Source organism: Micromonospora sp. WMMD1102 (genome assembly GCF_029626265.1).
In the GTDB taxonomy this organism is placed as follows: domain Bacteria; phylum Actinomycetota; class Actinomycetes; order Mycobacteriales; family Micromonosporaceae; genus Plantactinospora.
Map to the genome: position 1 here is coordinate 1 of NZ_JARUBN010000002.1, position 25,200 is coordinate 25,200.

Sequence of the window (25,200 nt, forward strand, 5' to 3'; positions counted from 1 at the left end):
GGGGAGGATCAGGCCAGCACGATGTTGTCCCCGTCGACGGTGACCTTCTTCTCCGGCAGCGGCTTGTTGGCCGGGCCGCCCTTGGGCGAACCGTCCGCCACGGAGAACTTGCTGAAGTGGCAACTACAGTTGATCGTGCCCCCGTCGACCCCGGTCACCGGGCACTGCTGGTGGGTGCAGATCGAGCTGAAGGCCTTGAACTCGCCCTCGGTCGGCTGGGTGACCACGACCTGCTGGTCGGCGAAGATCTTGCCGCCGCCGACCGGGATCTCGCTCTTCTTGGCCAGCGGGGCGGCGGCGCCGCCCTCGGCCGGAGCGCTCGCCGAACCGCTGGGGGCCGGAGCGCCGCCGGACGGGCTGCTTCCGGTGCCGTCGAGGGCGTCGTCGTCGCCGGTGCCGCAGGCGGCCAGCACCACCGACACGCCCACCGCACCCGCACCCGCCAACAGCGCCCGGCGGGTCTGCGTGCCCGGCCCGGTCAGTTCGTCACTCATGCCTAGCCTTCCTCTTCGGCGCCGCGCCCTGGTCGTCCGCGGCCACGTCCGAAGACACGGATATATCCACCAACCGGTTCAACCGGGACCGGGGTCAGGACTTTCCGGTACGCCGCCCGCCCGCCGCCGCACTCTTCGCAGCCGCGCTCTTCCCGGCCGTCGTACTCTTCGCCGCCGCCGTGCTCTTCGCAGCCGGGGCCTTCGCGGTCCTGCCCGCGCGGGCGGCGGCGCCCTTCACGGTACCGCCGCCGGACCGGCCGTTGCCGGCCTTCGCGGTACCGTCGGCTGCTCCGGTCGGACCGCCGTTCTCCCTGGTGGTGCCGGTGTTCGTGGCGGTGCCGTTGGCCCTGGCGGCCCGGACGGTCGCCGCGCTCGCGCCCCGGGGCGGCCCGGTCAGCCCGAGCACCGGCCGGAGGTACTGGCCGGTGTGGCTCTCCGGCACCTCCGCCAGCTCTTCCGGGGTGCCGGCGGCCAGCACCGTGCCACCCCGGTGCCCGCCCTCCGGACCCATGTCGACGAGCCAGTCGGCGGTCTTGATCACGTCGAGGTTGTGCTCGATGACGATCACCGTGTTGCCCTTGTCGACCAGGCTGTCCAGCACCCCGAGCAGCTTGCGGATGTCCTCGAAGTGCAGCCCGGTGGTCGGCTCGTCGAGCACGTACACCGTCCGGCCGGTGGAGCGCTTCTGCAACTCGGAGGCGAGCTTGACCCGCTGCGCCTCGCCACCGGAGAGGGTCGGCGCCGGCTGGCCGAGCCGGACGTAGCCGAGGCCGACGTCGACAAGGGTCTTCAGGTGCCGGTGAATGGCCGGGATCGCCGAGAAGAACTCGGCCGCCTCCTCGATCGGCATCTCCAGGATGTCGGAGACCGTCCGCCCCTTGTAGTGCACCTCCAGGGTCTCCCGGTTGTAGCGGGCACCCTTGCAGACCTCGCACGGCACGTAGACGTCCGGTAGGAAGTTCATCTCGATCTTGATCGTGCCGTCACCGCTGCACGCCTCGCACCGGCCGCCCTTGACGTTGAAGGAGAACCGGCCCGGCCCGTACCCCCGGACCTTCGCCTCGGTGGTCTCGGCGAAGAGCTTGCGGACGTGGTCCCAGACCCCGGTGTACGTCGCCGGGTTCGACCTCGGGGTCCGCCCGATCGGCGACTGGTCCACCCCGACCACCTTGTCGACGTTGTCGATGCCGATGATCCGGGTGTGCCGTCCCGGCACCAGCCGGGCCCCGTTGATCTGGTTGGCCAGTACGGCGTAGAGGATGTCGTTGACAAGTGTCGACTTGCCGGAGCCGCTGACCCCGGTGACCGCGATGAACTGCCCGAGCGGGAACGGGACGGTGAGGTTGCGCAGGTTGTGCTCGCGGGCGCCCTGCACCACCAGCTCCCGCCCCGGCGTCTGCGGCCGGCGCCCCTTCGGGGTCGGAATCGACCGGCGGCCGGAGAGGTACGCCCCGGTCACCGACTCGGTGTTGGCCAGCAGCTCCGGCACCGAACCGCTGTGCACGATCTTGCCGCCGTGCTCACCGGCCCCCGGCCCGATGTCGACGATCCAGTCCGCCGTCCGGATGGTGTCCTCGTCGTGCTCCACCACGATCAGCGTGTTGCCCAGCCCCTTGAGCCGGACCAGCGTCTCGATCAGCCGGTGGTTGTCCCGCTGGTGCAGCCCGATCGACGGCTCGTCCAGCACGTAGAGGACCCCGACCAGGCCGGAGCCGATCTGGGTGGCGAGCCGGATCCGCTGCGCCTCGCCGCCGGAGAGGGTGCCGGCCGGCCGGTCCAGCGAGAGGTAGTCCAGGCCGACGTCGACCAGGAAGCGGAGCCGGGCGTTGATCTCCTTGAGCACCCGCTCGGCGATCATCTTCTGCCGGTCGGTCAGGGTCATCCCGCCGAGCAGTTCGGCGCACTCGCCGACCGAGAGCGCGCAGACCTCGGCGATGTTCCGGCCGCCCAGGGTGACCGCCAGCACCTCCGGCTTGAGCCGGCTGCCCCGGCAGACCGGGCAGGGCACGTCCCGCATGTACCCCTCGTACTTGTCCCGGGACCAGTCCGACTCGGTGTCGTTGTGCCGCCGCTCGATCCACTGCACCACGCCCTCGAAGCCGGTGTAGTAGGAGCGCTCGCGGCCGTACTTGTTGCGGTAGCGCACGTGCACCTGGTCGCCGGAGCCGTGCAGGACGGTCTTCTGCGCCCGGGACGGCAGCGCCCGCCACGGGGTGTCCAGGTCGAAGTGCTCGGCCTCGCCCAGCGCCTCCAGCAGCCGGAGGAAGTATTCCTGGGTCTGCCCGCCGGCCCACGGCGCGACGGCACCCTCGCGCAGCGTCCGCTCCGGGTCGGGCACGACGAGTTCGGCGTCGACCTCCTTCTTGGTGCCCAGCCCGGTGCACTCCGGGCAGGCGCCGTACGGTGCGTTGAAGGAGAAGACCCGGGGTTCGAGGTCCTCGATCGCCAGCGGGTGGTCGTTGGGGCAGGCCAGGTGCTCGGAGTAGCGCCGCTCCCGGGCCGGGTCGTCCTCCGGCAGGTCGACGAAGTCGAGCAGCACCAGCCCGCCGGAGAGCCCGAGCGCGGACTCCACCGAGTCGGTGAGCCGCTGCTTGGCGCCCGCCTTGACGGTGAGCCGGTCCACCACCACCTCGATGGTGTGCTTCTCCTGCTTCTTCAGCTTCGGCGGCTCGGTCAGCGGGTGGACCACCCCGTCGACCCGGGCCCGGGCGTATCCCTTGGCCTGGAGTTCGGCGAAGAGGTCGACGTACTCGCCCTTGCGGCCGCGGATCACCGGGGCGAGCACCATGAACCGGGTGCCCTCCTCCATCGCCAGCACCCGGTCGACGATCTGCTGCGGGCTCTGCTTGGAGATCTTCTGGCCGCAGACCGGGCAGTGCGGCTCGCCGACCCGGGCGAAGAGCAGCCGGAGGTAGTCGTAGACCTCGGTGATGGTGCCGACCGTCGAGCGCGGGTTGCGCGAGGTCGACTTCTGGTCGATCGAGACGGCCGGGCTGAGCCCCTCGATGAAGTCGACGTCCGGCTTGTCCATCTGGCCGAGGAACTGCCGGGCGTACGACGACAGCGACTCGACGTAACGCCGCTGGCCCTCGGCGAAGATGGTGTCGAAGGCCAGGCTGGACTTTCCGGAACCGGAGAGCCCGGTAAAGACGATCATGGCGTCGCGCGGCAGGTCGAGGTTGACGTCGCGCAGGTTGTGTTCACGCGCGCCACGGATGATCAGTCGGTCGGCCACTGTCCGCGCACTCCCGGGGAGGAAAAGTATGTTCTGTCCGATTTGCTGGCGCAGAGAAGCGCCTCGGCAACTCTAGCCCCGGGGTACGACAGTTTCCCGCGCCGTCAAATTCCCGCAGCTCAGCCGCGGCACCGCCATCGACCGACCGCGACCGAGCCCTGACTCACCGCCCCGGACGACCCCGACTCCGCTGCTCCTTGCGAATCCGCTTCCATTTGTACCGCTCCTCGGCGGCCAGCCGCGCGTCCCGTCGGCGTGTCTCGTACGCCACCTCGCGCTGGAGCTTCTGCCAACTCTCCCAGCGCCGCGGGCTCAGCTCGCCGCTCTCCAGCGCGATCTGCACCACGCACCCCGGCTCGCCCCGGTGCGCGCAGTCAGCGAACCGGCAGGCCGCGACGAGTTCCGCCACATCGGCGAAGGCCCGGTCCAGCCCGGCCGCCGCGTCCAGCAGACCCACCGCCCGCACCCCCGGGGTGTCCAGCACCGCTCCCCCGCCCGAAATCGGGATGAGTTGCCGGTGCGTGGTGGTGTGCCGGCCCTTACCGTCCACCCCGCGTACCCCCTGTGTCGTCATCACGGTCGCCCCGGCCAGGGCGTTCACCAGTGTCGACTTGCCGGCGCCGGAGGGCCCGAGCAGCGCCAGCGTACGGCCGGGCGCCACCCACGGGCGCAGCTCGGCCAACCCGGTGCCGCGCTGTGCGCTTACCGGCAGCACCGCCACGCCCGGGGCCGCCCGGCCGAGCTGGTCGGCCATCGCCGCCGGGTCGGCGACCAGGTCGCACTTGGTGAGCACCAGCAGTGGGGTGGCGCCGGACTCCCAGGCCAGCGCGAGCAGCCGCTCGATCCGGGCCACGTCCGGCGACGGGTGCAGTGGCTCGACCACCGCCACGCCGTCCGCGTTGGCCGCCAGCACCTGACCGGTCGAGTCCTTGTCGGCGGTCCGCCGCACGATCGCGGTACGCCGGGGCAGCACCGCCTGCACCGTCAGCCGCCGGTCCGGCCAGTGCCGGACCAGCACCCAGTCACCGGCACACGGCAGGTTGGCCGCGTCCCGGGCCGCCGCGACCAGCAGGCCGCCGCCGAGACTGGCCCGCAGCGGCCCGCTCGCGCAGAGCACCGTGCAGATTCCCCGGTCGGCCCGGACCACCCGGCCGGGTCGGAGGTCGTCGCCGCGTTCGGGGTACGCCGCGGCCAGTGTCGCGTCCCAACCGAGGGACGCCAGATCGAAGGTCATCTCAACCCTTGTCGTCAGAGGTGGATTCAGCAGTCGAATCCAGAAGTGGAAACGGTGACAACGCGCACGTCGTCCGCATGCCTCCCACCTCCTCACGCTCACGGGTGTGCCCTCGAACGGTAGGTCTGGTCCGGCCGGACCGAAAGCCAATTCCGGCTCCGCCACTCCCGGCGGAAGGCGTCCCGGCCCCGCCGACCGGCGACCGCTATCGTCGTGAGTCGTGACACTCGACCCACTCGCGCTGCTGCCCGAGGTGGACCGGGCGACCGAGCGGCTGTTGCGGACCGTCGACAGGCTCGACGACGCGGCGACCGGCGAACCGTCCCTGCTCCCCGGCTGGACCCGGGGCCACGTGCTCAGCCATCTCGCCCGCAGCGCCGACAGCCTGGTCAACCTGCTGACCTCGGCGCGTACCGGGGAGGACGTCCCGCAGTACCCGAGCCCGGCCGCCCGGAACGCGGACATCGCGGCCGGCTCGGCCCGGCCGGTCGGCACCCAGCTCGCCGACCTGCGGGACAGCGCCCGGCGCTTCGCCGAGGCGGCCGGTGAGCTGCCGGCACCGGCGTGGGCCGCCCAGGTCCGCTCGATTCGTGGGCTCCGCCCGGCCGCCACCCTGGTCTGGGCCCGGCTGCGCGAGGTGGAGGTGCACCACGTCGACCTCGACGCCGGTTACCGGACCGCCGACTGGCCGGACGCGTTCGGCCAGCGGCTGCTGCACGAGGTGGTGCACGACCTGGCCCACCGGGACGACCCACCCGCCCTGGTGCTGGTGCCGGCGGAGACCGGGCAACCGCTGACCGTGCACAGCGGCCGGGGCGGGCCGGTCGGCGTGCCGACGGCGGACGGCGGCCCGGAACTGCGCACCGTCGCCGGCCCGGCGCACGAGCTGGCGGGCTGGCTGACCGGCCGGAGCGGCGGCGACGGCCTGGTCGTCACGCCCGCCGGGCCGCTGCCGGCACCTCCGCCCTGGATCTGAACCCGCCGGACCCCCAGGCACCCGGCCCTCGACGGGACGACCCGACCTCTGGTTCGGCCCCGCCTCTCGACGGGAACGACCCGACCCGCCCGACCCTGATCCGCCGACAACCCGGAGGCACCGAAGATGAGTTACACCGGCAACGTCGCCGCCGACGGCCCGCCCGACGTACGCGAGCTGAGCGGCCTCACGGTCAGCAAGCTCTCGGTCGGCCCGATGGACAACAACGCCTACCTGCTGCGCTGCACCGCCACCGGCGAGCAGGTCCTGATCGACGCGGCCAACGAGGCGCCCCGGCTGCTGGAACTCGTCGGCGAGGGCGGGCTGGCCGCCGTGGTCACCACGCACCGGCACATGGACCACTGGGTCGCCCTGGAGGAGGTGGTGGCGAGCACCGGGGCCCGGTCGCTGGTGCACGCCGCCGACGCGGACGGCCTGCCGATCGACTCCGAGCCGCTCGCCGAGGGCGACCGGGTCCGGGTCGGTGACCGCGAACTCGAAGTGATCCACATCGTCGGGCACACCCCGGGCTCCGTCGCGCTGCTCTACCGGGACGAGACGGACGGCCTCCACCTGTTCACCGGCGACTCGCTCTTCCCCGGCGGGTCCTGGGAGGACAACTAACCCTGTCGAGTTTGCGCAGATCATGGACGACGTGGAGCACAAGATCTTCGATCGGCTGCCGGACGACACCTGGTTCTATCCGGGGCACGGCCGGGACAGCACGCTCGGCGCCGAGCGGCCGTCGCTACCGGAGTGGCGTGCCCGGGGCTGGTGACTACACCGCCTTCCGCTCGTCCTCCGAGGTCGGTCCGTCGTCGGGTTGGTTGCGGAGTTGCCGCAGCAGGGTAAGTAGCGCCTCTTTCGCCGCTGTCGGGATGCGGGTGTCTTGGAGGACGTCGAGGAGTTCGTCTGCGCGCGGGTCGGTGGGCGGTGGTGGGGGTTGGTCGATTTCGTCGGCGTCGAGCAGGCCGAGGGCGATGGCGGCGTCGATGGGTCGAATGCCGAGGGCGATGCAGACGGCGCGGACCTGGTCGAGGTCTGGCCGTTCGGCGTCGCCGCCTTCCCATCTGGTCAGTGTTCGTCGGCTGACGCCGGATGCGGCTACTAGGTCTTCTTGTCGCCAGCCGCGTTGTTGCCGCCCCTGCTTGATCAGGTTGGCGAAGGCGTCCTTGCGGTCCGGTTGTGACATGAGGGCACTGTAAAGGCTGGTCAGCGCATGATCGTGCGCCATATCTGGCATGCGTCGCGCGTCACTCATGACGCACCGCCTTGTTTCCCCTGTAAGCTCCCCAGCTTCATTCGGTTATGATGCCGTCACTCATCGATTAAGACAACTAGCACAGGGTGTCGCAACCACTTGCGCGCCATGTATGGCGCATGGCATTCTTGCGCCATGCCCGACGCACAGACCAGCGAGCTACGCGCCATACCAAGCGCGTCCGCCCGTCTCAACTGGCCCCTCATCCGGGCCCGATGCGCCGAACTCGGAGCACGCACCAACCGCGACGCCGCCCGCCTCATGGGCATGGCCCCCCGCACCCTCGACCGGCTCCGCTACGGCAGCGCGGCAACCAGCATCGAAACCGTCCTCCAAATGCAGGAGATGCTGGGCCTGTCCCTCGACGACATGTTTCCCCGCCCTGCCAAGCGCCGCCGCAGCTCCCTGACTGACAAGGCGGCAGCCTGATGCCCGCCTACCGGCTCGACGACCCGGCACTCGACCAGGCGATGCGGGATCTCGCCGCCGAGACGGCCGCCGGATGGCCGGCACCGTCGGAGGAGCAGCGCGCCGAACTCGCACCCCTCCTCGCCCCGCCTGCCGAACCGGTGAAGGTCCGTCGTCGCCGTCGCGTCTCGACTCCGAGGCGGCGGGCCGCGTGAGCGTCCGCAACCTCACCTCCCCCGCCGGTACCGCCACACCGCTGCTGTCCGGCGGATATGTGCTCGACCTCGGCGCCGGGCCGTTCTGGGTGCCGGACCGTGCGACAGCCCGAGCGGAACTCGGCATCCCAGACACCCCGGCCGGGTCAACAGCAGCTCATGTTGCTGGGTTCCCCCGTACCGCCCGGCCGGGGCCCACCCTCGCGGAGGTTCAGCCGTGACCCAGCTCGAACTCTCGGCCGGCGTCAGCCCGTTCGACGCCATCCGGCAGACCGACGCCTACGGCGAGTTCTGGACCGGCCGGGCGCTGATGCCGCTCATGGAGTACGCCTCGTGGGAGAAGTTCGCGGCCGTCATCGAGAAGGCCAAGGCTTCCCTCGCCATCGTTCAGGGCGCGGAGCAGGCGGAGCATCACTTCACCACTTGGGGAAGTGATGGCGGCAGGTGGGGAAACCAGCGACTCGACGACTACCGCCTGACTCGCTTCGGCGCCTACCTCGTTGCGATGGCCGGCGACGACACCAAGCCTGCCGTCGCCCACGCCCGGGTGTACTTCGCGGTGAAGACCCGGGAGGCGGAGGTCGCTCCGGCGCCTCGGCAACTCTCTCGCCGCGACCTGGCGCAGATGGTGATCGACGAGGCGGACCGTGCCGACCGGGCGGAAGCACAACTGGCGATTGCCGCTCCGGCTGCGGATGCGTGGAACACCCTCGCGGCGGCTGACGGTGACTGGTCGGTCGCCGACGCGGCCAAGGTGTTGTCCCGTGATCCGGCGGTCCGGCTTGGCCAGGGCCGGCTGTTCACTGTCCTGTTCCAGCTCGGCTGGACCTTCCGGCAGAAGGGCGACGGCCGGTGGCGGGTCTACCAGGACCAGATCAACGCCGGCCGAATGTCTGAGTTGCCGTCGTCGCACTACCACCCGCGTACCGGCGAGTTGGTGATCGATCCGCCGCAGGTGCGGGTGAAGGCGAAAGGGCTCGCGTTTCTGCTGCAACACCTTGGCGGCCGGGAGCCGCTGCAACTCAACCCCTAGATGCGGCGACGCCCGCCGGGCTGCATCCGACGGGCGCGACGTGCCGCCAGTACCGATCTCTGACTGAGAGGACATCGGCTCATGGCTATACCGACGATACATGTCCCCCGAACGGCTGACGCACCCGCCTCCCCCGAACGGTCGTACTCGCCTGATCGCTTGATGGCTGAGACGTACCGGGCGCTGTGGGATCTGGGTCTGATCCCGGACGGGTCGAAGGTCGATCCGTACGCAACCGTGGCCGCCAGTGCCGATTTGCTGCGGGCGTTCGGCGTTACCCCGGCGGTGGGCGCGTGACCAGCCCGACGCTTCGGCTTCTGTCCCTCGGCGCCGGAGTGCAGTCCACTGTCCTGGCCCTGATGACCGCCGATGGCACCCTGCCGAGGGTCGACGGTGCAATCTTCGCCGACACGGGCTGGGAGCCACGTCGGGTGTATAAGCATCTGGATCGGCTCGCAGTGGCACTCGGTGCGGCGGGTATCCCCCTCTATCGGGTTTCGAAGGGCAACCTGCGCAACGACGCAATCGATCCTGACCACGGCTTCGCGTCCATCCCGTACTACACCCAGGCACCTCCGAAGCCTTGTGTGGACTGCAACGCCACAGGGAAGATCGAAGACCCGGACCCGCTCATCAGTGACGAGCGGGGGGATGCCTTGCTCGTGAACTGTCCGCGTTGCCGGGGCACCGGCCGCGACGACGGTAGGGGAATGGGCCAGCGGCAGTGCACCAATCAGTACAAGCTCGCGTTGGTTCGCCGCAAGACCCGTGAGCTGCTTGGCGCGAAGGCACCCGCGTACCGGAGTGTGCCGCGCGGCCGTGTCGCGGAGACCTGGGTGGGGTTCTCTACCGACGAGATCGGCAGGGTGTCGGACGCGTACCCGGTGCTATATATCCGCAAGCGGTACCCGCTGCTGGATCTAGCCATGAACCGGAAGGCGTGCGAGCGGTGGTTGCGTGCACGCGGTTGGGGCTCGGTCGAGAAGAGTGCGTGCATCGGCTGTCCTCTCCACGGCAACCGGCAGTGGCGGGAACTGCGTGACCGCTGCGACTGCGGTCACCACATCAGCGGGCACCAGTCCGAACCGTTGGCCTACCCCGACGGGTGCCGAGCGATTGGCTGTGACTGCGACCGGTTCAAGAATTCCGAGTGGCAAGACGCAGTCGCTTTTGACGAGGCGATCCGCCACGGGGGCGCCAACCCGTTACCCGAGGGGGTCCAGGCGTTCCTGCACAGCTCCCGCGTTCCGTTGTCCGTTGCGCGGATTGACCGCGTGACGTCCAAAGAGTGGGCAGATCGGTCACCAGACATCTTCGATGCGCTCGCTGAGCTAGGCGATCCGGACGGCTGCTCGCCGTACGGCTGTCGTTCGGGGGTGGCCGCATGACCGCGACCCTGCCGCCGGTTCTGCGGACGCTCGACGAGACGCGGGAGCCGCTGCCGCTACCTGGCCCGTCGTCGCCCGCGTGGCAGGACCCGAAGATGGTGTGGCGGATCGCCACCTATGCGGAGCGGACCGTCAACCGGGCCGCACACGATCTGGCACATCCGTCCCCGGTGTGGGGCTGCCCGTGGTGCCCGCAGGCCGGTGTGTGCCCGTCGTGTGCCCTGCCGTCGCCGGAGTGCCCGGACGCGGCGGGACATCGGCGGACGGCTGCGGGGGTCGAGTCGTCGTGGCGGGCTGCGGCATGACGGCGCCCGCTTGGACGGTGATCGCCCCGGAGGACCGCGCCCGGGTGGTGGAGGACTACCGCGAGTTGTGGCCGGATCTGGCGGCGGCCCGGGATGGGCTGCCGGTGGTGCGGGACGACAGGCCGGAGCGGGTCGAGCAGTCCGAGGCGGTGGCGTCGTGACTGCCGCGATGGTTTGCGCTTGGTGCGGACGCCAGTTGACCCGCTACATGTGCTGCTGGGAGCGCGGTTCGGAGATCCGACCGCCTATCGACTTGGACCTTGGGGTGGCGTTGCAGTTCGGCTACCACCGACCGCCTGCCCGGGTTGTCAACGGCCCGCCGCACCTGCTGAACCAGTGGCCGTCGTCGCCGAGTGTCGCCGCAGCCGTTTCTGTCCTGCTGTCCGGTGGCGTGGTGTTGACGACGACGGAGTTGGCGTCGCGGTTGAACCTGACCGAGAGAGAGCGGCAGAACTATCTGTGGCCGGCGCTGGTTCAGATGACCCGGCTTGGTCGGGTGGAACGAGCGGCTGGTCGTCGGCATCCGCAGCCGGTGTCGTGGCGGTTGGCGGCGGTGGCGTGATGGCTTCGCAAACGATCATCTACACCCTCGACCCGGCCCTGTCGTACTTCCCGACCCCGCCGGAAACCGCCGATGACCTCGTGTATCAGGCCCTCACTCCCGGCCACGGGCAAGGTGAGGCAGCGAACGGGGTACCGCAGGTACGAATACTGGAACCATCCGCCGGTGAGGGTCACCTAGCCCGTGCCGTCCGCGACTATCTGCCGTACGCGCATCTGACCGCTGTCGAGCCGAGTCCGCAGAGGGTGCCGGCACTTCACAACGTCGCCGACGTGGTGGTGGCGACGACGTTGGAGGACTATCTCGTCACCGTCGCCATGACCGCGCTCGGCGGCGGTTGGGAGCCGTTCGACCTGGTGGTGATGAACCCGCCGTACACCTTGGCCGGCAGGCCGGAGGCGTGGGCGGAGCATCTGCTGGCCGTCGTCGAGGATCCGCATCTGCTTGCACCGGGAGGCATGGTTGCGGCGATCGTGCCGTGGGCTGTCGTGCGGGGTAAGTCGCGGCTGGCTCGCCGGGCACGCGACCTTCTCGGTGATGTGGTGGGCCGCTACTCCGACGGCGAGGTCATTTTCCGGCGGGGGCGGGTGCAGCCGTGCGAGCGGGGCGCGTTCGATCCGGTTGGAGCTGGGATTCGACCGGTGATGGTGTGGATCGAGAAGCCCTCGGCGGTGGCGCCGTGAGCCTCCGCATCGGGCCCGTCAACCGGCTCGCGTCAATCGCCGTCGTTGTCGTTGCCTACGTCGGCACAATCGTTGCCGCGAACTGGGCTGTCGCCACATACGGCGCCATCCCCGTTGGCTTCGGCCTGCTTGCTCCCGCCGGAGTGTTGTTCGCTGGCCTCGCGTTCACACTGCGGGACCTGCTTCACGACGCGGCTGGCCCGGTCTGGACAATCGCCGCGATCCTCGCCGGCACCGGTCTGTCGTTCGCGGTTGCCGGGCCGGGGCTCGCCATTGCGGCCGGGACTGCGTTCTTGGTTTCCGAGCTGGCCGACCTTGCCGTGTACGCGCCGCTACGTCGCCGTCGCTGGCTTCTCGCCGTTGCTCTATCCAACGTTGTTGGGCTGGTTGTCGACTCGGCGCTGTTTCTGTGGCTTGCGTTCGGCTCGCTGGTGTTCTTTCCCGGCCAGGTCGTCGGCAAGGCGTGGATGACCCTCGCCGCTGTCGCGGTCCTCGCGTTTGTTCGAGGCCGTCGTCGAGAGGCGGTGGCGTGATGGACACCTGGTATCTCGGCGTCCACCGGTCGAACTGGCTCAGCGACCCACGACTAGCCGACGTTCCCGTGTTTATCTCCCGCAACGTGTTCCCGAAGGGCCGGTTCCCCCGTGCCGTCGGCCGGTATGCGATCGACTCCGGCGGCTTCACCGAACTCCAGTACCACGGCCGGTGGACGATCACTCCAGAGGAGTACGTGGCGTTCCTTCGCCGGGCGTGGACGGAGTGCGGCCCGTTCGACTTCGCCGCCCCGATGGACTGGATGTGCGAAGACATCGTGATCCACGGCGGTCAGGCCGGGCCGCTGCGGTTCGTCGGCACTGGGCTTTCTGTTGTCGAGCATCAGCGGCTTACGGTCGCCAACTTCGTTGAACTGCGCAGCCTCGCACCCGAGTTGCCGATCATTCCGGTTGTCCAGGGGCAGCGTCCGGCCGACTACGTGCGGCACGTCGAAATGTATGCCGACGCGGGTGTGGACCTCGGCGCGGCCCAGCTCGTCGGGGTTGGTTCGGTGTGTCGCCGGCAGCACATGGATGAAGCGGTCGACATCATGCAGGCGCTTCGGGATGTGGGTGTGTCGAACCTGCACGGTTTCGGGTTCAAGATTGAAGGACTTCGGGCGTGCTGGTTCGTGTTGCGGACTGCCGATTCGATGTCGTGGTCGTTCGACGGCAGGCACGCGGGTCCTTGCCAGCATCCGCCGTACGCCCGTGGTCGGCAGCCCCGATCTGAGGCGAACTGCCTGTCGTTCGCGTTGTCGTGGCGGAATCGTCACGTCGCTCCGCCCCGGCGGGTGCCGTCCCGGCAGCTTGCCCTGTTTGAGGCGGTGGCGGCATGACTTGGCAGTGGATCGCGGCCAGCCTGGCGGTGTCCGCCCTCATGTATGCCGCCGGCCGTTTCGACTGGACCCGTTCGGGGCGTCGCCGGGTGTGGAGCGACGCTCGGGCGCACTTCGAGACCGAGACGCGGGCGCTGGTTCGGCAACTCCTCGACGACGAGCGGGAGTTGGCGTGGCGTCGCGAGGTCGAGCACGCCGAGATCCGCGACCCGCGCTGCTGGAGCAACGGTGCCGGCTACCGCTCGTCCCGCTCCCCCGATTCCCGGCCTGCGAAGGAGTCCTTCCATGCGTCTGCTTAGTGCTGTCGCGTTTGTGCTGGCCGGTGCCGCATGTGTGGCGGTCGGTGTGGTCGACGTGCGCCGTGGTGTGTCGCCGCCGGTTGATCCGGTGCCGCCTCGGGTGGTGTTCACCCTGCCGACGTGTGATGGCCTGCCTGCCCGGGTGGATGTCACGAACGTCAACGAGGCCCGGTATGTGCTGGTCGGCTTCAACGACGACCCGGCGTCGCAGATCGAGCCGGGCGGGTCCGTCGGGTTCGAGTTCGACTCCGGCGAGGTGCAGGTGATGGTCGACGGCCGCCCGCACGGACACCCGTACGTGTATCTGCCGCCGTCGTGCCTGCAACTCCCCTAACTCCCCGGCCTACCTGGGTTCGGGGTTACCCAACAAGGAGATCGATGTTCACGCGAAAGCTGGCCGGTGCCGTCGCGGCGCTGGCCCTGATCGGCGGGGCGGCGCTCGTCGCTGCGGTGCCCGCCATGGCGACCGGTAACGGCGGTTGCCCGACCACCACCCTGACCGGCACGAGCGGTGTCACCACCTCCGGTGACGCGACCGCGACGGTGACCGAAAACGGGCTGCGGATGCGAACCCCGGTCCGGGCGTCTCGTGTCCGGTTCGAGCAGCCGTACTCGAACGCGTTCGCGAACCTGACCGGCCTGTCGTACCGGACGTTCACCCACTCCGACGGGGACCGTGGTTTCGCGACTGTCGCCGCCCGGGTCGGTCTGGACACCAACGGGGACGCGAAGACCGATGTGACGTTGGTGTACGAGCCGTACTACAACGCCACCCTCGTCGAGGGCGAGTGGCAGTCGTGGGACACGGTCGCGGCCGGCGCCGGGAAGTGGTGGTGGGCGGAGGAACCGGGGAACCCGCAGACGCCTCGCCCGTGGTCGCACTGGCAGGACACGCATTCGGATGCGGTGCTGACGTTCGTCAACGTCGGGATGGGCACCTGGAACGAGGGTGCGGATGCGCGGGTGGATGACCTGCGGGTGTCGGTGAAGGGGCACGGGTGCAAGCGGTTCGGGTGGAAGAAGCCCGACCCGTCGCCGTCTGCGACCGGGTCCGCCACCCCGTCGGCGACGCCGACCAGGACTGCGGAGCCGACTCCGACCGCGACTGCTTCCCCGACTGCTACCGGTGAGCCGACGTCGGAGCCGACCGGTACGCCGTCCGGGTCGGCGGAGCCTGAGCCGACGTTCTCGCCGTCGCCGGCCGCCGGTGGCGGTGGTGGTTTGCCGCTCACGGGGGCGCCGGTGTGGGTGTACGCACTCGCAGGGCTGGCGGTACTTCTGATCGGCACGGCCGCGTACCTGCTGGCCCGCCGTCGAAACGAGCCGACGTTCACGGCCTGACCCTGTTTGGCCCGGCGGGGGCGACAACTCCCGCCGGGCTCGGGGTGGCCGGTTCAGCCGTACGGGCGTCGTAGTCCACCAGCCCCGCCAGTTCGAGACCACCACCAAAGACCGAGGGGAGATCAAAGTGGGGATTAAGTCCCGTCTATGGGATCTGTTTGTGGCGAACAGTCAGAGTCCCGCCATCGGCAGGGCTGCCGTCCCGGCCGCCGATGACCAGCCGACGCTCGGCCTGCCGCGTGCCCTGGCGCAGCTCAACGACCAGCGCGGCTACGTCGGCCTTCACAAGGACATTAAGGCCCGGAACCGGTCGGGTGGCCCTCGCTACCGGTCGCCGGAGGTGGCGCTGTGAACCCGGCAGCCGCAGTCGTCCTCGGCATCTACGCGTTCTCGGCGGTGGTGTTCGTCGGCCTGATGGTCGCCGACGGGCTAGGCCGGCGGTTTCGGATCAGGGCGCGTCGTCCGGTGCAGGTCGACGCGTACCCGTTCATCAGCGAGAAAGAGCAGACGGATTTGTATGCCCGCTTCGAGGCGATCGTCGCTCCCCTGCGAGTCCGGCAGACGCCGACGGTGCCCGGGGGTGAGTCCCGGTGAGTCTCGTGACTGGCGAAGACCGGGCGATCGGAGTCGGGTTCGTTCTCTCGGTGGTAGCAATCTTCGGTCTGGTGGTGCTCTGCGGCTACGTCATTCCCCGCGAGATTTACCGGTACCGGCAGTCGCATGCCGAGCTGGACCCGGCTCAGGATGCGCTGCGGTGGCGGTGGGGGACGCAACTGCTGTCCGGAGTGGTGGCGCGCAGGTCGGATGCCCCGGTGTCGCACCGCGCGCCGTGGCAGCTACCGGCTTGGCTGCTGACGCTGGTAGCGCACGGACAGGCGAAGGAGCCGGCCGGGTACGGTCCGCCGCCGCCGCTGGCCGTGGTGGAGCAGCCGACCGTCACCGCCTGGCCAACCTCCGACACGAACACCGTCCGCTGGCCGTCGAACCCGGTCCGGAACCCAACGCCCGTACAGGCCGCCTCCGACCCGTTGGATGCGGCGCTGACAGTCGGCCGGGTGCTCGCCGACCCAAGCCTGCGCAACCTGGTGCGGCAGCCGACGTCGATGGACGCCACCCAGCAGCTCGAACCGATCCGGGCGGAGGTCTTGAAGTGATCGCGTGGATTCGGTCCCTGCGGCTGTGGTTCGTGCAACAACGGGACCTGCGGGCCGAGGTGCTGCACCTTCGCCGAGAGGTGGTCGCCGTCCGCGCCGACTACGAACGCGACCTGCTGGCGTTGGCCGAGAAGCACCGGGAGCGAATCGCCGAACAGAACGAGACGATCGTCGCCCTCGAACGCGGGTGTGAGGACTGGAAGCAGCGGTGCGCCGACGCCGAAGAGAAGGTGCGGCAGGAGCGCCAGTTCGGCAACAAGGCGTGGCAGCAGGTCAGCCGGTTGAAGCGGCAGTTGGGTGAGCGGGCGGAGGTGCCTGCTGATGCCTTCTGAGTTTGTGATCGTCACACCGGTTCAACTGTTGGCCGCGTACGGCATCTGGCTGGCGATGGTGTTCGCCGCGTTGGGGATCGGCTGGTGGTTGGCGGGTGCTGACCGGTTGGAGTCGACGACCGATGACCCCGACTCGGTGGTGACGGTGGAGATCCCGGTCGAGTCGCGGACCCGGCGTCGTGGCCGCCCGCCGCGTACGGGTGCGATCCATGCCGCGCATCTACCTGTCCCGGATGAGTCGCCGACACAGGTGATCCGGCTTCCGAACGGTGGCCAGTCGTGATCGGCGAGTGGTGGATGTTGGTGGGGGTTGGGCTCATGGTTGTCGGTGCTGGCCTGCTGGTGCTGGTTTCTCGCCGGGCTCGGGGACGGCGTGTGCAGCGGGCTCGGGTTGCCGCCCGGTGGGTTGCGTACCGGCAGGGGCCGGAACCGCTGCCGCCGGTGCGGGCCGGGGTGTATCGGGGTGTTCCGGTGCGGGACCGGGACGCGACGGCGGTCATGGCCCGAATTCCGGGTGGTGGCCGTGGCTAGCACCCGCAACGACGCCCGACTGTGGGCTCTGCTCGCCGATCTGTTTCGCCAGGCCGGCACTCAGTACCCGGACGATGCGCAACGCTACGCCCGTACTGCCGTCGCGATCGTTCGCCGCGAGCGCGCGACCGGCAACGCCCGGACGTGGGCACCCGGTGAGGCAATTCCGTACGACGTGGCCAAGGTGTACGACCTTGACGGCTGCGTGTGGGATCGCCAGTCGACGGATCCCGAGAGCACGATGCGGGACGCATGGAGGATGCGCGGCTTCGATCCGGGTGAGCACGAGCCGTCGTGCGGCGGAGTGCATCTCACGCCGTACCTGCTTGATGCGTGGGGGCCGCTGACGGAGGTGCGTCGTGGCTGATCCCGACGGCATGCACTGCGAGCTGATCACCGACGAGGCCGGGAAGGTTATCGCCCGCGCCCGGGTGTCTGCCGACATCGGCGAGGAAGGCCGGGCGGCTCTGCGGGAGCTGATCGCCGCCGCCTGCCGGTTGGATGACGAGCGGTTGGCGGCCGATCCGGAGCGGGCGGAGCTGCGGCGCAGGTCGGCGGAGCGGATCGCGGAACGGAATCGGCGTTGGCGGGGTGAGGACCGTGGTTGAGCCTCGCCTACCCGGGCCGATGACACCCGAGCGCGCAGACCTGTTGGCGCAGCGGTGGCGGTGGGGCTTGTACACGTGCCTCACCGTCGACTTGGCCCTGTACTTCCTCAACATGCCGCCGGTGGTGCTGGCTGTGCCGCTACTCGGTGCCCTGTGGTGTATCGAGTCTCGGGCTGAGTGCCGGGGTTGGCGTGACGGCTACCGGGCAGGCCGGGCCGAGGAGTTGCGGCGCCATGCGGGTGGTTTTCGGTGACCGAGACGCGCGCCTATCTGCTGGTCGGGGTGGTGTTCCTCGCCGCCGGTGCCGTCCTGGCCGGGTTGGTGTCGCCGTTGGAGTGGTTGGGGCTGACGGGCGCTGGGGCCGGGTTGGCGTCTGTGGTGTTCGGCCTGGTTGAGGTGTGGGACCGGTGGCGGGCGTCAGGTGATCCCCGATGAGGCGGTCAGGCAGGCTCGTCTTCGACCTCAACGCCAAGGTGCTCGGCCAGAATCTCCGCCGCCCTGTCGGCGCCACCTGCTCGGCGGATGAGCCTGCCCAGCTCGATCGGCACGACCGCCGCCGCCGGCTTGTCGCGGTTGGTGAGGAAGACGGTCCAGCGCAGAAGCCGAACGCGGTTGATCACTTCGGTGATGTTCGCGCGGGCCTCGGAGACGGGCACGTCGTCCTGGATGTTCATGACGAGAACTTTAGCTTGCCGACTACTTGTACAATTAGTCTCGACGTACATAGGATCGAAGTCTAAGGCACGGCGTCTTGTACGTCACCTTGTGATCTAGCGAAGGACTGATGTGACACTCCCCGACGGCACCCCCGCAGCGGCGATCGTCCGCATCCCGTTCCATGGGACCGAGATCCACACCACACTCGTTGACGGCGAGCCGCACGTGGTGCTCCGCCCGACGCTCGAAGCCATGGGGTTGGACTATTCGGCCCAACTCAAGAAGCTCAAGGGCAAGTCATGGGCAACCGTGGCAGAGACTGCCACGGTTGCCGAGGACGGCAAGGTCCGCGACATGGCCACGATCAACCTCGATGCCTGGGCGATGCTGCTGGCCAACATCGACGAGAACCGTGTTGCCCTCGCCATCAAGCCCCTGGTGATCGAGTACCAGAAGGAAAGCGCGAAAGCGCTCCGTGATTTTTGGACCAAGGGCGGCGCCATCAATCCGGGCGCTACTGACGACCAGCTCGCCGCGATGCAGGAAGAAATTCGCGCCGAGATGCGTGAACGGCGCATGCTGTCGATCGCTCACGGCCGCGTCTCCCTCTTGTCCGCCATGAACGGCGTCGATGAGGAGTGGCGCAACGGCCAGTACAAGCACCTGTACGCCGTTGTCACCGGCACCAAGCCGGACATCGCACCCGGCGACCGACTGCTCATGGCCGATCCGTACCTGACCGAGCGCGGGGTGGCCAAGGCCGACCTCGCCTCGATCAGGTCCACGTTCGGCAAGCGCCTCAAGGCTGCCTACGTGCTGGCCTACGGCGAGGAGCCCGGCGAGGTTCCGGCGCAGATCAACGGCCGTGAGCGGATGGTCAAGGCGTACTACGAGCGGCATCGCCACCTGTTCGATGAGGTGTTCGCCCGCTATTACTCCCACCTCGCTGGCCCGGCTCAGCTTGAGCTTGGCGGTGCGGCGTGAACCTCGAACGCTACGTGAAGGTCATCAACGGTGAGGAGTGCTTGTCGGCTGAGGCCGTTGGCATCCTGGCCGGTCTGACCGCCGAGGAGATCCGCGCCGAGGCAGCGATCCAGGAAGCGGTTACGCCGGGCCGGTTCGTCGTGCCGAAGTCGTGGCGGCGGGGCGCCAAGGAGCAGATGGCCAAGTACGGGACCCGCAATCCCGCCGAAATCCTCGTTCGCGTGTTGGCCGAGCGAGGCGAACTCGACCTCCCCACCGAACGGAGCTGATCAACCATGTCCGATACCGACCTGACCGCGCAGGACATCGTCTGCGCGGCACCCCGCAACGGAACCCGGACCACCGTCTGCACCCTGCCGCCGAACCACGATGACGACCACCGGTCGACGGACGGTCAGACGTGGTTCAACCACGGACCGGTGCAGACGTACGAGATCACCTGGATGTCTGGTCACGTCGAGACGGTGCCCGCCCATCAGGTGTCCTTCCCGCACGCCGGGATGCTCGCGGCTGCTGCCTTTTCGGGGCACGTGCCTGCGGATGGTGGCGCACCGCGTGTCCAGATCCATGCCGAGATCGACGGCCAGTGGTGGTTGATGTTGTCGGCTCGGGAAGAGGACATCCGGACGATGCGGAACGTCACCGGCGGGGAGCGACTGCCGTGACCGCCCTGCCGAACTCTGCCACCGTCGACTGCTGGCGCTGCGGCGACACCCCTGCCGCCGGCACCTGCTGCTCGTCGCACGACAAGCTGCTGTGTCACCGCTGCTACCGGCTGACTCACTTCGTCGAGCGGTGCACCGACAGTTGCCGGGAGTGTGCGGCTGAGGGTTTGCCGTTGGTGCTCACCCCGGCGGTGGTCGCCGCGACGATCGGCCGGAAGTCGGTGACGTCGTGACCATCCAGCATCTGTGCATCGAGTACCGGTGCGACGAGGCGCAGGCGTACGGCGCCGAGGGAGGTCGGTGTGACTGCCCGTGCCATGACATGACTGAGGTCGAGGTTGCTGCGTTTGTGAAGGCACTTCGGGCACCGATTCCGACGCCGGAGGTGGCGCGATGACGGGCCCACTGGACCTCGACGAGATCCGCGATCTGACCGAACTGCACGCGCGACTCGCCCAGATCGTCGACAAGGGCACCCGTGGCGCGCTCGCCCGGGACGACTACGTGGCGAACGCGCATCGGCTGGCCGCACTGGTGCCCGCACTGATCGCCGAGGTTGAGCGCCTGCGGCCGGTGGTCGAGGCCGCACGTCGGGTGGTCTACCCCGGCGGTGTGGACGAGTTCAACGGGCTTGTCGCCGCTGTCAGCGCGTTCAACGCGGATTCTTCGGCAGTTCCGGGACCGGAGGTGCCGTGGTGACCGCGACTCTTCCGCCGCGCGCGCTGGCTGACCCGGACGCCGTCAACCGCCCGGATGCCGAGTACCGGCGGACCCGCGCCTACTACATGGCCGCAGACGCAGTGAAGTGCCCCACCTGTAGGGCCGGATTCGGAAGCGCCTGCAAGTCAACCGGCGGCGGCAACTCCGCCTTCGCCCCCACCCACAAGGCCCGTACCGCCCGGATCGCCGGCTGGACCGACGAGCAGCGCCACAAGTTCGGCGACGCGGTGTGGCGCTACCAGCGGCCGTCGTGGAACGCCCCGTCGATGCCCGTCGAGGAGATCGAGCGGTTCGCTGCCGAGGCGGAAGCCGCCGCCGCGCCGATCCCGGTCAAGGTAGAGAAGCGGCTGACTCCGAAGGGTGTCCGGCTGTCCGAGTTGCAGGCCGAGGAGATCGAGCGGGCGGCGCACGGCGGCGGGAAGACGTCGGCGTCGACCGCGCATTTCCACGGCGACCACCAACACCGGCAGACGATCAACGCCCTGCGGGACAAGGGCATCCTCGCCGAGGGTTCGGTGTCCGGTGACGGCTACGCCCGCGAGTACACGCTGACCTTGTTCGGATGGCGGGTGTACCGGCAGCACCGGCTGATCATCCGCCGTCTGTCGGATGCGCAGATCGACGCGTTCATGGCCGAGCAGGGCTGCGAGGTGTCGGCGTGATCGGCGATGGCTGGAAGTTGGCGCTTGCTCTGGCCGCGATCCTGTCGGCGGTCGCGCTGCCGTTCCTGTTCGGTTGGCTGGCGTCCCGGGATGGCCGGGGTGATCGGCCGTGACCGTGCTGGACCTCGGCTCTCTCCCGACTGTTGCCCTGTCTCCGCTACCGACTGACCTGCAAGGCGCGGTGGTTTCGCTTCCGTTTCACGCCGTGTGCCCGTGGTGCGGGGTGCGTCCGGCCGGGCTGCTGGCGGGGCACTGCGGCGACCCGGTGTGCCGAACCGCCTACCTCGACGCCGACCGCGAGTTTGAGAGGGCAGCCGACCAGTGACGCAGACACTCGCCCGACCGGTGCCGCTGCTGGCGCCCGACGCCAGCCACGAAGCGTGGCTTGCCGCGCGCCGTAGCGGCATCGGCGGGTCCGATGTCGCCGCTGTCATCGGCATCAGTAAGTACGCCGGTCCAACCCGGGTCTATTACGAGAAGCTTGGCGTTCTCGGTGACGAAGACAACGAGTCGATGGAGTGGGGCCGTCGTCTCGAAGATGCCGTGCGGCAGAAGTTCGCCGACGAGCATCCAGAGTTCTACATCACCAAGGGCCCCGGACTGGTCGCCCACCCGGAGCGTCGCTGGCAGTTGGCCACCATTGACGGTCTCGCCGCCGAATGCCCGGACGGTGATCCGGTTGCGATCGTTGAGCTGAAGACCGGCAAGGCCGGCGCCGACGACTGGGGCGACCAACTCACCGACGAAGTTCCCCTCCCGTACGTCTGCCAGGTCACCTGGTATCTCGACGTGTACGGGCTGACCACCGGCTACCTTGCCGTGCTCCTCGACGGGCGGGACTACCGCGAATACCTCATCGAGTACGACGTCGAACTCGCGTCGAAACTTCGTGGCCACTGCTCGGCGTTTTGGCACGGCAACGTCCTCGCTTCTGTGCCACCGGACCCGGACGGGCTGGAATCGACCACGGATGTCCTGGCCAGCCAGCACAACCCGAAGGCGAAGACCAAGGGCGACCTGGACCCGAACGTGGTCGGGTGGGCGCAGATCTACGGCAACGCCCACCAAGACGAGCTGGCCGCGCAGGAGCGGAAGCGGGAGGCCGGCAACCACATCCGTGCCGCGTTTCTCGCCGCCGGGTCGCCGCACTACGGCTACGTCGGCGACCGGAAGATCGCCTCTTTCTCGAAGTCGACCGGCGGCACCGTTGCCGAGTTCGACGAGGAGCGCTTTGCCGCCGAGCAACCGGACCTCTACGCCAAGTACCTGACGACCAGGGTTGTCGACCCGGTACGTCGCCTGACCGTATCGAAGGAGTTCACCTCATGACGACTCGCACCGAACAGCTTCGCAACGCCATCCCCGAGGCACCTACCTCTCCCGCGCCCAATGGTGCCAGCAAGGCGCTCACCAAGAAGCCCGACCCGGCCCGGGACCTGCTCGCCTCTATGGAGAGCGAGTTCGCTGCCTGTCTGCCGAAGATGCTGCCGCCGGACCTGTTCATGCGGGTCGCGCTGACCGGCTTCCGGAAGACGCCGGAGTTGCTGGAATGCACCCGTAAGTCACTGCTCGGCGCCCTATTGGAGACTGCCCGCCTCGGGTTGGAGCCCTGCACCGAGCAGGCGTACCTCATCCCCTACAAGGCGGAATGCACGCTGGTCATCGGCTACCAGGGCTTCGTGCAGTTGATGTACCGCACTGGCCAGGTCGAGCAGGTCGAAGCCGAAATGATCTACGAGGCGGACGACTGGGAGGACTCGCGCGGCGACGGCGGCCGGTTCTTCCACAAGCCGAACTGGCTCGCCGAGGACCGTGGCCGACCGATCCTCGCCTACTCGTACGCCAAGCTGCTGACCGGCGGCCGAACCAAGGTGGAGATTTGCACCCGGCAGCGGGCCGAGTACATCAAGAACCAGTACGCCAAGTCGAACAAGTCGCCATGGAAGACCGGCAGCTTCGACGCGATGTGGCAGAAGACGCCGGTCCGGCAGTTGCAAAAGTGGGCACCGAAGTCCGCTGAGATGCGGCGGGCGCTGATCGTGGACGGGGCGACGTTCGACAACACGGGTGAGCCGGACGTGGACCCGAACGTCATCCAAGGCGAGTTCGTGGAACAGACAGCAGCCCCGGACGTGGCCCAGCCGTCCGACGCGCCCGGGGCTGGACAGTGACCGACGACGGCGTGGTTGACGCCACGATCTATGCCGACGACGGTCTGACCGTCCGGGACGAGCGCGGCGCTTCGCTGGTCGTCGAGCGGTGGGATGACGGCAGCATCGCCGCCTGGATCGCCCCGCCCGGCGACAACGACGGCCCGTCGGTCCAGCTCAGCGCCGACGACCGGCGCCGCGTCGCCGCCTACCTGCTGGACGGATTGCCGTGACCGTCCCGTGGGAGAACGCCCAGTTCGAGCCGTGGACGCCGGTCGACGCCGAAAACGCCCTTCGCTGGGTGCTGCGCGCCATGCACGAGGCATCTCAGGGTCTTCGGATGCTCCGCGACGAGGAGGTGGCGGCAAAGCACACCTTCGAGGCGGCAAGGCGGCGTGCGTTCTTCGCCGACGACCGTCCAAAGCCAACCCGGGGCGGTCACACGGTCGCGGACCGGGACGCGTACATCGAGCGGGAGACGGCGCCGGAACGTGAGGCGTACGAGTTGGCGACGACGGCGAAGGAAGCCGCTCAGGATCATTTGCGGACGTTGAACTCGCAGTCGGTGTTGGCGGAGCAGGTGGCCCGGTTCGGCGAGGTCCGGGATGTCGCCCCACTGCCTGCGGGAGATCACACCCGGATCGGTCCGTTCACCGAGCTGGCGATGCACTACCCGGGTCTTCCGGTGACTCCGGTCGTGGTGGACGGGGCGTGGGACTGATGTACGGCGAACTTCCTGACGGCGTCAGCGCACCGCACGTCGGCGATGAAGTCCTCATCCGGGGCAAGGTCGTCCGCTGGGTCCCGACAGTTGGTGCCGTTGTCGAACTGTTCTCGAAGACCGACCAGTACGAGGTGTGGATCCGGCCTGACCGGATTGCCGAGGTCATCGTTCCGAACGTGCCGGACGAGCCCGCTGACGGGACGTGGCTCCTCGGTGAAGACCCACACGTTCGCAACGCTCGGGTCTTCCAGCGTGACGATGCCGAAGGGCACTGCGACCGGCCGGAGCGACGCCATGACCGGCACTGGTGGGACGTCGTCGCCGAGGAGTGGATTGATTGGCCTGAGGCGGTACGTCGGGGCGCGGATCCTGCACGACGGGTGCGGGAGGTGACCGATGCCGGCTGATCTTCTCGACCGGCCGCCGGTCACAACCGTGGCCGCCGCCGACCGGATCCTGATCCGGCATGTTCTGTACCGGGCCCACCGGGACGGTTGGGTCATCCGCTGGTCCGACAAGCGCCGCGACGGCTTGTGGTCGTGGTGCTCCGTCGACTGGCCCCGGTTCGCCCGCCCTCCAGCGAAGGCGCAGCGGGTCACCTGGGACGGGCGGACTCTCGCCGTTCAGCGGGTGTCGGACGATCCGGTCGGCTGGGACACGGTGCTGTGGGGGCGGCCAAGGTCGGTACGTCAGGCGGTGTGGATGTTGGTTGCCGCTGGGGTGCTACCCGAGGCGGTGACCCGATGAGGGGAATCACCGTCCGCTATCCGTGGGCTGCCTGCATTGCCACTGGCCTGCCGGGCGCGAAGCGGGTCGAGAACCGGGGTGCGACCACCGCCTACCGGGGCGCACTGCTGGTGCACGCCGGGAAGACCGCCGACGTCAAGGCCGACACCGACCCGCGTGTCATGAACCTGTTCGGTCGGGATCCCCGCCTCGGCTGGCCCACCGGTTGTGTGATCGCGGTCGCGAACCTGGTCGACGCACACCAGGCCAACCTTGACGGTTGCTGCAAGCCGTGGGGTGAGGACTGGCACTACGGTCCCCGGTCCGCCCGGATCGCGACTCATCTCGTGCTCGCCGACGTTCGCCGGCTGCCCCGACCGGTGCCGTGCCGGGGTGCTCTCGGCCTGTGGACGCCGCCGGCCGATGTGATCGCTGCGGTTGAGGCGCAGTACACCGACATCGAGGTGGCGCGGTGACCACC

At 69.1% G+C, this 25,200-nt stretch carries 41 protein-coding genes and 2 pseudogenes; 37 read left to right on the forward strand and 6 right to left on the reverse strand.

The genetic code is table 11. The features are described 5' to 3' along the window. Positions 1–8: 8 nt before the first annotated feature. The 3 genes and pseudogenes from O7626_RS39570 to rsgA form a co-directional block, all read right to left on the reverse strand. On the reverse strand, positions 9–494 hold the full coding sequence (locus O7626_RS39570; RefSeq protein WP_278063014.1) for a Rieske (2Fe-2S) protein: 486 nt from the start codon (positions 492–494) through the stop codon (positions 9–11). 337 nt (positions 495–831) lie between these two features. Beyond that, positions 832–3,729 (reverse strand): annotated as a pseudogene (gene uvrA / locus O7626_RS39575) (excinuclease ABC subunit UvrA); the annotation flags it as partial. Between the two features lie 163 nt (positions 3,730–3,892). Next, positions 3,893–4,963, reverse strand: coding sequence for a ribosome small subunit-dependent GTPase A (gene rsgA / locus O7626_RS39580; RefSeq protein WP_278063015.1), 1,071 nt, complete (start codon positions 4,961–4,963; stop codon positions 3,893–3,895). A 220-nt stretch (positions 4,964–5,183) separates the two neighbouring features. Between rsgA and O7626_RS39585 the strand changes: the two genes are divergently transcribed. Continuing rightward, positions 5,184–5,939, forward strand: a complete 756-nt coding sequence (locus tag O7626_RS39585) for a maleylpyruvate isomerase family mycothiol-dependent enzyme (protein ID WP_278063016.1) — start codon at positions 5,184–5,186, stop codon at positions 5,937–5,939. A gap of 126 nt (positions 5,940–6,065) precedes the next feature. Beyond that, positions 6,066–6,717, forward strand: a pseudogene (locus O7626_RS39590) (MBL fold metallo-hydrolase). Here O7626_RS39590 and O7626_RS39595 read toward each other — a convergent pair. Beyond that, the gene (locus tag O7626_RS39595; protein WP_278066543.1) at positions 6,718–7,200 is read right to left on the reverse strand and encodes a helix-turn-helix transcriptional regulator; all 483 of its coding nucleotides are present in this window, start codon (positions 7,198–7,200) and stop codon (positions 6,718–6,720) included. A 135-nt stretch (positions 7,201–7,335) separates the two neighbouring features. Here O7626_RS39595 and O7626_RS39600 point away from each other — a divergent pair, with 135 nt between their 5' ends. The 22 genes from O7626_RS39600 (at position 7,336) to O7626_RS39705 (ending at position 17,866) form a co-directional block, all read left to right on the forward strand. Further along, complete coding sequence (locus O7626_RS39600) at positions 7,336–7,629, forward strand: helix-turn-helix transcriptional regulator (RefSeq protein ID WP_278066544.1); 294 nt, start codon at positions 7,336–7,338, stop codon at positions 7,627–7,629. After that, on the forward strand, positions 7,629–7,823 hold the full coding sequence (locus O7626_RS39605; RefSeq protein WP_278066545.1) for a hypothetical protein: 195 nt from the start codon (positions 7,629–7,631) through the stop codon (positions 7,821–7,823). The genes O7626_RS39600 and O7626_RS39605 overlap by 1 nt, the downstream gene beginning before the upstream one ends. A 217-nt stretch (positions 7,824–8,040) precedes the next feature. Continuing rightward, the gene (locus O7626_RS39610; protein WP_278066546.1) at positions 8,041–8,856 is read left to right on the forward strand and encodes a phage antirepressor KilAC domain-containing protein; all 816 of its coding nucleotides are present in this window, start codon (positions 8,041–8,043) and stop codon (positions 8,854–8,856) included. Between the two features lie 162 nt (positions 8,857–9,018). Further along, a complete protein-coding gene (locus O7626_RS39615) occupies positions 9,019–9,153 on the forward strand; it encodes a hypothetical protein (RefSeq protein WP_278066547.1) in 135 nt (44 codons plus the stop codon). Next, a complete protein-coding gene (locus O7626_RS39620) occupies positions 9,150–10,244 on the forward strand; it encodes a hypothetical protein (RefSeq protein ID WP_278066548.1) in 1,095 nt (364 codons plus the stop codon). Before O7626_RS39615 ends, O7626_RS39620 begins: the two co-directional genes overlap by 4 nt. Continuing rightward, the gene (locus O7626_RS39625; RefSeq protein WP_278066549.1) at positions 10,241–10,549 is read left to right on the forward strand and encodes a hypothetical protein; all 309 of its coding nucleotides are present in this window, start codon (positions 10,241–10,243) and stop codon (positions 10,547–10,549) included. Before O7626_RS39620 ends, O7626_RS39625 begins: the two co-directional genes overlap by 4 nt. Beyond that, positions 10,546–10,710, forward strand: coding sequence for a hypothetical protein (locus O7626_RS39630; RefSeq protein ID WP_278066550.1), 165 nt, complete (start codon positions 10,546–10,548; stop codon positions 10,708–10,710). Before O7626_RS39625 ends, O7626_RS39630 begins: the two co-directional genes overlap by 4 nt. After that, entirely contained in the window at positions 10,707–11,111 is a 405-nt protein-coding gene (locus O7626_RS39635; RefSeq protein WP_278066551.1) for a hypothetical protein, read from the forward strand. Before O7626_RS39630 ends, O7626_RS39635 begins: the two co-directional genes overlap by 4 nt. Further along, on the forward strand, positions 11,087–11,794 hold the full coding sequence (locus O7626_RS39640; RefSeq protein ID WP_278066552.1) for a class I SAM-dependent methyltransferase: 708 nt from the start codon (positions 11,087–11,089) through the stop codon (positions 11,792–11,794). The genes O7626_RS39635 and O7626_RS39640 overlap by 25 nt, the downstream gene beginning before the upstream one ends. Continuing rightward, a complete protein-coding gene (locus tag O7626_RS39645) occupies positions 11,791–12,327 on the forward strand; it encodes a VUT family protein (RefSeq protein ID WP_278066553.1) in 537 nt (178 codons plus the stop codon). Before O7626_RS39640 ends, O7626_RS39645 begins: the two co-directional genes overlap by 4 nt. Then, on the forward strand, positions 12,324–13,166 hold the full coding sequence (locus tag O7626_RS39650; protein ID WP_278066554.1) for a hypothetical protein: 843 nt from the start codon (positions 12,324–12,326) through the stop codon (positions 13,164–13,166). The genes O7626_RS39645 and O7626_RS39650 overlap by 4 nt, the downstream gene beginning before the upstream one ends. Further along, positions 13,163–13,465, forward strand: a complete 303-nt coding sequence (locus O7626_RS39655; protein WP_278066555.1) for a hypothetical protein — start codon at positions 13,163–13,165, stop codon at positions 13,463–13,465. The genes O7626_RS39650 and O7626_RS39655 overlap by 4 nt, the downstream gene beginning before the upstream one ends. Then, positions 13,452–13,799 (forward strand): hypothetical protein, encoded by a 348-nt coding sequence (locus O7626_RS39660; RefSeq protein ID WP_278066556.1) that lies wholly within the window; start codon positions 13,452–13,454, stop codon positions 13,797–13,799. The genes O7626_RS39655 and O7626_RS39660 overlap by 14 nt, the downstream gene beginning before the upstream one ends. 44 nt (positions 13,800–13,843) lie before the next feature. Next, a complete protein-coding gene (locus tag O7626_RS39665; RefSeq protein ID WP_278066557.1) occupies positions 13,844–14,806 on the forward strand; it encodes an LPXTG cell wall anchor domain-containing protein in 963 nt (320 codons plus the stop codon). 160 nt (positions 14,807–14,966) lie between these two features. After that, the gene (locus tag O7626_RS39670) at positions 14,967–15,158 is read left to right on the forward strand and encodes a hypothetical protein (protein ID WP_278066558.1); all 192 of its coding nucleotides are present in this window, start codon (positions 14,967–14,969) and stop codon (positions 15,156–15,158) included. Further along, positions 15,155–15,400 (forward strand): hypothetical protein, encoded by a 246-nt coding sequence (locus O7626_RS39675; RefSeq protein WP_278066559.1) that lies wholly within the window; start codon positions 15,155–15,157, stop codon positions 15,398–15,400. The genes O7626_RS39670 and O7626_RS39675 overlap by 4 nt, the downstream gene beginning before the upstream one ends. Further along, positions 15,397–15,960 carry a hypothetical protein gene (locus O7626_RS39680; RefSeq protein WP_278066560.1) on the forward strand — a complete coding sequence of 188 codons (564 nt, stop codon included), beginning with the start codon at positions 15,397–15,399 and terminating at the stop codon, positions 15,958–15,960. The genes O7626_RS39675 and O7626_RS39680 overlap by 4 nt, the downstream gene beginning before the upstream one ends. Then, positions 15,957–16,292, forward strand: a complete 336-nt coding sequence (locus O7626_RS39685; protein WP_278066561.1) for a hypothetical protein — start codon at positions 15,957–15,959, stop codon at positions 16,290–16,292. The genes O7626_RS39680 and O7626_RS39685 overlap by 4 nt, the downstream gene beginning before the upstream one ends. Further along, entirely contained in the window at positions 16,282–16,575 is a 294-nt protein-coding gene (locus O7626_RS39690) for a hypothetical protein (RefSeq protein ID WP_278066562.1), read from the forward strand. The genes O7626_RS39685 and O7626_RS39690 overlap by 11 nt, the downstream gene beginning before the upstream one ends. A 240-nt stretch (positions 16,576–16,815) precedes the next feature. Continuing rightward, on the forward strand, positions 16,816–17,190 hold the full coding sequence (locus O7626_RS39695; protein WP_278066563.1) for a hypothetical protein: 375 nt from the start codon (positions 16,816–16,818) through the stop codon (positions 17,188–17,190). Next, positions 17,183–17,431 carry a hypothetical protein gene (locus tag O7626_RS39700; RefSeq protein WP_278066564.1) on the forward strand — a complete coding sequence of 83 codons (249 nt, stop codon included), beginning with the start codon at positions 17,183–17,185 and terminating at the stop codon, positions 17,429–17,431. Before O7626_RS39695 ends, O7626_RS39700 begins: the two co-directional genes overlap by 8 nt. Before the next feature lie 249 nt (positions 17,432–17,680). Continuing rightward, on the forward strand, positions 17,681–17,866 hold the full coding sequence (locus tag O7626_RS39705) for a hypothetical protein (RefSeq protein ID WP_278066565.1): 186 nt from the start codon (positions 17,681–17,683) through the stop codon (positions 17,864–17,866). Positions 17,867–17,871: 5 nt separating this feature from the next. Here the strand turns inward: O7626_RS39705 and O7626_RS39710 are convergent, their stop codons facing one another. Next, positions 17,872–18,105: a type II toxin-antitoxin system prevent-host-death family antitoxin gene (locus O7626_RS39710; protein ID WP_278066566.1), complete on the reverse strand. Its 234-nt coding sequence runs from the start codon at positions 18,103–18,105 to the stop codon at positions 17,872–17,874. A gap of 112 nt (positions 18,106–18,217) precedes the next feature. Here O7626_RS39710 and O7626_RS39715 point away from each other — a divergent pair, with 112 nt between their 5' ends. Genes O7626_RS39715 through O7626_RS39725 form a run of 3 tightly spaced genes read left to right on the forward strand, consistent with a single transcriptional unit; the run spans position 18,218 to position 19,737 of the window. Then, the gene (locus O7626_RS39715; protein WP_278066567.1) at positions 18,218–19,072 is read left to right on the forward strand and encodes a phage antirepressor N-terminal domain-containing protein; all 855 of its coding nucleotides are present in this window, start codon (positions 18,218–18,220) and stop codon (positions 19,070–19,072) included. Beyond that, the gene (locus tag O7626_RS39720; protein ID WP_278066568.1) at positions 19,069–19,341 is read left to right on the forward strand and encodes a hypothetical protein; all 273 of its coding nucleotides are present in this window, start codon (positions 19,069–19,071) and stop codon (positions 19,339–19,341) included. The genes O7626_RS39715 and O7626_RS39720 overlap by 4 nt, the downstream gene beginning before the upstream one ends. Before the next feature lie 6 nt (positions 19,342–19,347). Further along, entirely contained in the window at positions 19,348–19,737 is a 390-nt protein-coding gene (locus O7626_RS39725; RefSeq protein ID WP_278066569.1) for a hypothetical protein, read from the forward strand. 115 nt (positions 19,738–19,852) lie between these two features. Here the strand turns inward: O7626_RS39725 and O7626_RS39730 are convergent, their stop codons facing one another. Then, a complete protein-coding gene (locus O7626_RS39730) occupies positions 19,853–20,056 on the reverse strand; it encodes a hypothetical protein (protein WP_278066570.1) in 204 nt (67 codons plus the stop codon). A gap of 74 nt (positions 20,057–20,130) precedes the next feature. Here O7626_RS39730 and O7626_RS39735 point away from each other — a divergent pair, with 74 nt between their 5' ends. The 10 genes from O7626_RS39735 (at position 20,131) to O7626_RS39780 (ending at position 25,195) form a co-directional block, all read left to right on the forward strand. Then, a complete protein-coding gene (locus tag O7626_RS39735; RefSeq protein ID WP_278066571.1) occupies positions 20,131–20,436 on the forward strand; it encodes a hypothetical protein in 306 nt (101 codons plus the stop codon). Next, entirely contained in the window at positions 20,433–21,119 is a 687-nt protein-coding gene (locus tag O7626_RS39740; RefSeq protein ID WP_278066572.1) for a hypothetical protein, read from the forward strand. Before O7626_RS39735 ends, O7626_RS39740 begins: the two co-directional genes overlap by 4 nt. Positions 21,120–21,228: 109 nt before the next feature. Continuing rightward, positions 21,229–21,444 (forward strand): hypothetical protein, encoded by a 216-nt coding sequence (locus O7626_RS39745; protein ID WP_278066573.1) that lies wholly within the window; start codon positions 21,229–21,231, stop codon positions 21,442–21,444. A gap of 20 nt (positions 21,445–21,464) precedes the next feature. Continuing rightward, positions 21,465–22,448, forward strand: coding sequence for a lambda-exonuclease family protein (locus O7626_RS39750; RefSeq protein ID WP_278066574.1), 984 nt, complete (start codon positions 21,465–21,467; stop codon positions 22,446–22,448). Next, complete coding sequence (locus O7626_RS39755) at positions 22,445–23,290, forward strand: recombinase RecT (protein WP_278066575.1); 846 nt, start codon at positions 22,445–22,447, stop codon at positions 23,288–23,290. Before O7626_RS39750 ends, O7626_RS39755 begins: the two co-directional genes overlap by 4 nt. Then, entirely contained in the window at positions 23,287–23,502 is a 216-nt protein-coding gene (locus O7626_RS39760; protein ID WP_278066576.1) for a hypothetical protein, read from the forward strand. Before O7626_RS39755 ends, O7626_RS39760 begins: the two co-directional genes overlap by 4 nt. Then, the gene (locus tag O7626_RS39765) at positions 23,499–23,990 is read left to right on the forward strand and encodes a hypothetical protein (protein ID WP_278066577.1); all 492 of its coding nucleotides are present in this window, start codon (positions 23,499–23,501) and stop codon (positions 23,988–23,990) included. Before O7626_RS39760 ends, O7626_RS39765 begins: the two co-directional genes overlap by 4 nt. Next, on the forward strand, positions 23,981–24,400 hold the full coding sequence (locus O7626_RS39770; protein WP_278066578.1) for a hypothetical protein: 420 nt from the start codon (positions 23,981–23,983) through the stop codon (positions 24,398–24,400). Before O7626_RS39765 ends, O7626_RS39770 begins: the two co-directional genes overlap by 10 nt. Further along, positions 24,390–24,740 carry a hypothetical protein gene (locus O7626_RS39775; protein ID WP_278066579.1) on the forward strand — a complete coding sequence of 117 codons (351 nt, stop codon included), beginning with the start codon at positions 24,390–24,392 and terminating at the stop codon, positions 24,738–24,740. The genes O7626_RS39770 and O7626_RS39775 overlap by 11 nt, the downstream gene beginning before the upstream one ends. After that, the gene (locus tag O7626_RS39780; RefSeq protein ID WP_278066580.1) at positions 24,737–25,195 is read left to right on the forward strand and encodes a hypothetical protein; all 459 of its coding nucleotides are present in this window, start codon (positions 24,737–24,739) and stop codon (positions 25,193–25,195) included. Before O7626_RS39775 ends, O7626_RS39780 begins: the two co-directional genes overlap by 4 nt. Positions 25,196–25,200 lie beyond the last annotated feature (5 nt).

What these genes read in the sequence shown, in the direction of transcription:
- O7626_RS39570 (WP_278063014.1), bottom strand. Translation starts at nt 494, where the DNA reads ATGAGTGACGAACTGACCGGGCCGGGCACGCAGACCCGCCGGGCGCTG.
- rsgA (WP_278063015.1), bottom strand. Translation starts at nt 4,963, where the DNA reads ATGACCTTCGATCTGGCGTCCCTCGGTTGGGACGCGACACTGGCCGCG.
- O7626_RS39595 (WP_278066543.1), bottom strand. Translation starts at nt 7,200, where the DNA reads ATGAGTGACGCGCGACGCATGCCAGATATGGCGCACGATCATGCGCTG.
- O7626_RS39600 (WP_278066544.1), top strand. Translation starts at nt 7,336, where the DNA reads ATGCCCGACGCACAGACCAGCGAGCTACGCGCCATACCAAGCGCGTCC.
- O7626_RS39605 (WP_278066545.1), top strand. Translation starts at nt 7,629, where the DNA reads ATGCCCGCCTACCGGCTCGACGACCCGGCACTCGACCAGGCGATGCGG.
- O7626_RS39615 (WP_278066547.1), top strand. Translation starts at nt 9,019, where the DNA reads ATGGCTGAGACGTACCGGGCGCTGTGGGATCTGGGTCTGATCCCGGAC.
- O7626_RS39625 (WP_278066549.1), top strand. Translation starts at nt 10,241, where the DNA reads ATGACCGCGACCCTGCCGCCGGTTCTGCGGACGCTCGACGAGACGCGG.
- O7626_RS39630 (WP_278066550.1), top strand. Translation starts at nt 10,546, where the DNA reads ATGACGGCGCCCGCTTGGACGGTGATCGCCCCGGAGGACCGCGCCCGG.
- O7626_RS39655 (WP_278066555.1), top strand. Translation starts at nt 13,163, where the DNA reads ATGACTTGGCAGTGGATCGCGGCCAGCCTGGCGGTGTCCGCCCTCATG.
- O7626_RS39660 (WP_278066556.1), top strand. Translation starts at nt 13,452, where the DNA reads ATGCGTCTGCTTAGTGCTGTCGCGTTTGTGCTGGCCGGTGCCGCATGT.
- O7626_RS39665 (WP_278066557.1), top strand. Translation starts at nt 13,844, where the DNA reads ATGTTCACGCGAAAGCTGGCCGGTGCCGTCGCGGCGCTGGCCCTGATC.
- O7626_RS39690 (WP_278066562.1), top strand. Translation starts at nt 16,282, where the DNA reads ATGCCTTCTGAGTTTGTGATCGTCACACCGGTTCAACTGTTGGCCGCG.
- O7626_RS39710 (WP_278066566.1), bottom strand. Translation starts at nt 18,105, where the DNA reads ATGAACATCCAGGACGACGTGCCCGTCTCCGAGGCCCGCGCGAACATC.
- O7626_RS39725 (WP_278066569.1), top strand. Translation starts at nt 19,348, where the DNA reads ATGTCCGATACCGACCTGACCGCGCAGGACATCGTCTGCGCGGCACCC.
- O7626_RS39730 (WP_278066570.1), bottom strand. Translation starts at nt 20,056, where the DNA reads ATGGCACGGGCAGTCACACCGACCTCCCTCGGCGCCGTACGCCTGCGC.
- O7626_RS39735 (WP_278066571.1), top strand. Translation starts at nt 20,131, where the DNA reads ATGACGGGCCCACTGGACCTCGACGAGATCCGCGATCTGACCGAACTG.
- O7626_RS39755 (WP_278066575.1), top strand. Translation starts at nt 22,445, where the DNA reads ATGACGACTCGCACCGAACAGCTTCGCAACGCCATCCCCGAGGCACCT.
- O7626_RS39775 (WP_278066579.1), top strand. Translation starts at nt 24,390, where the DNA reads ATGCCGGCTGATCTTCTCGACCGGCCGCCGGTCACAACCGTGGCCGCC.
- O7626_RS39780 (WP_278066580.1), top strand. Translation starts at nt 24,737, where the DNA reads ATGAGGGGAATCACCGTCCGCTATCCGTGGGCTGCCTGCATTGCCACT.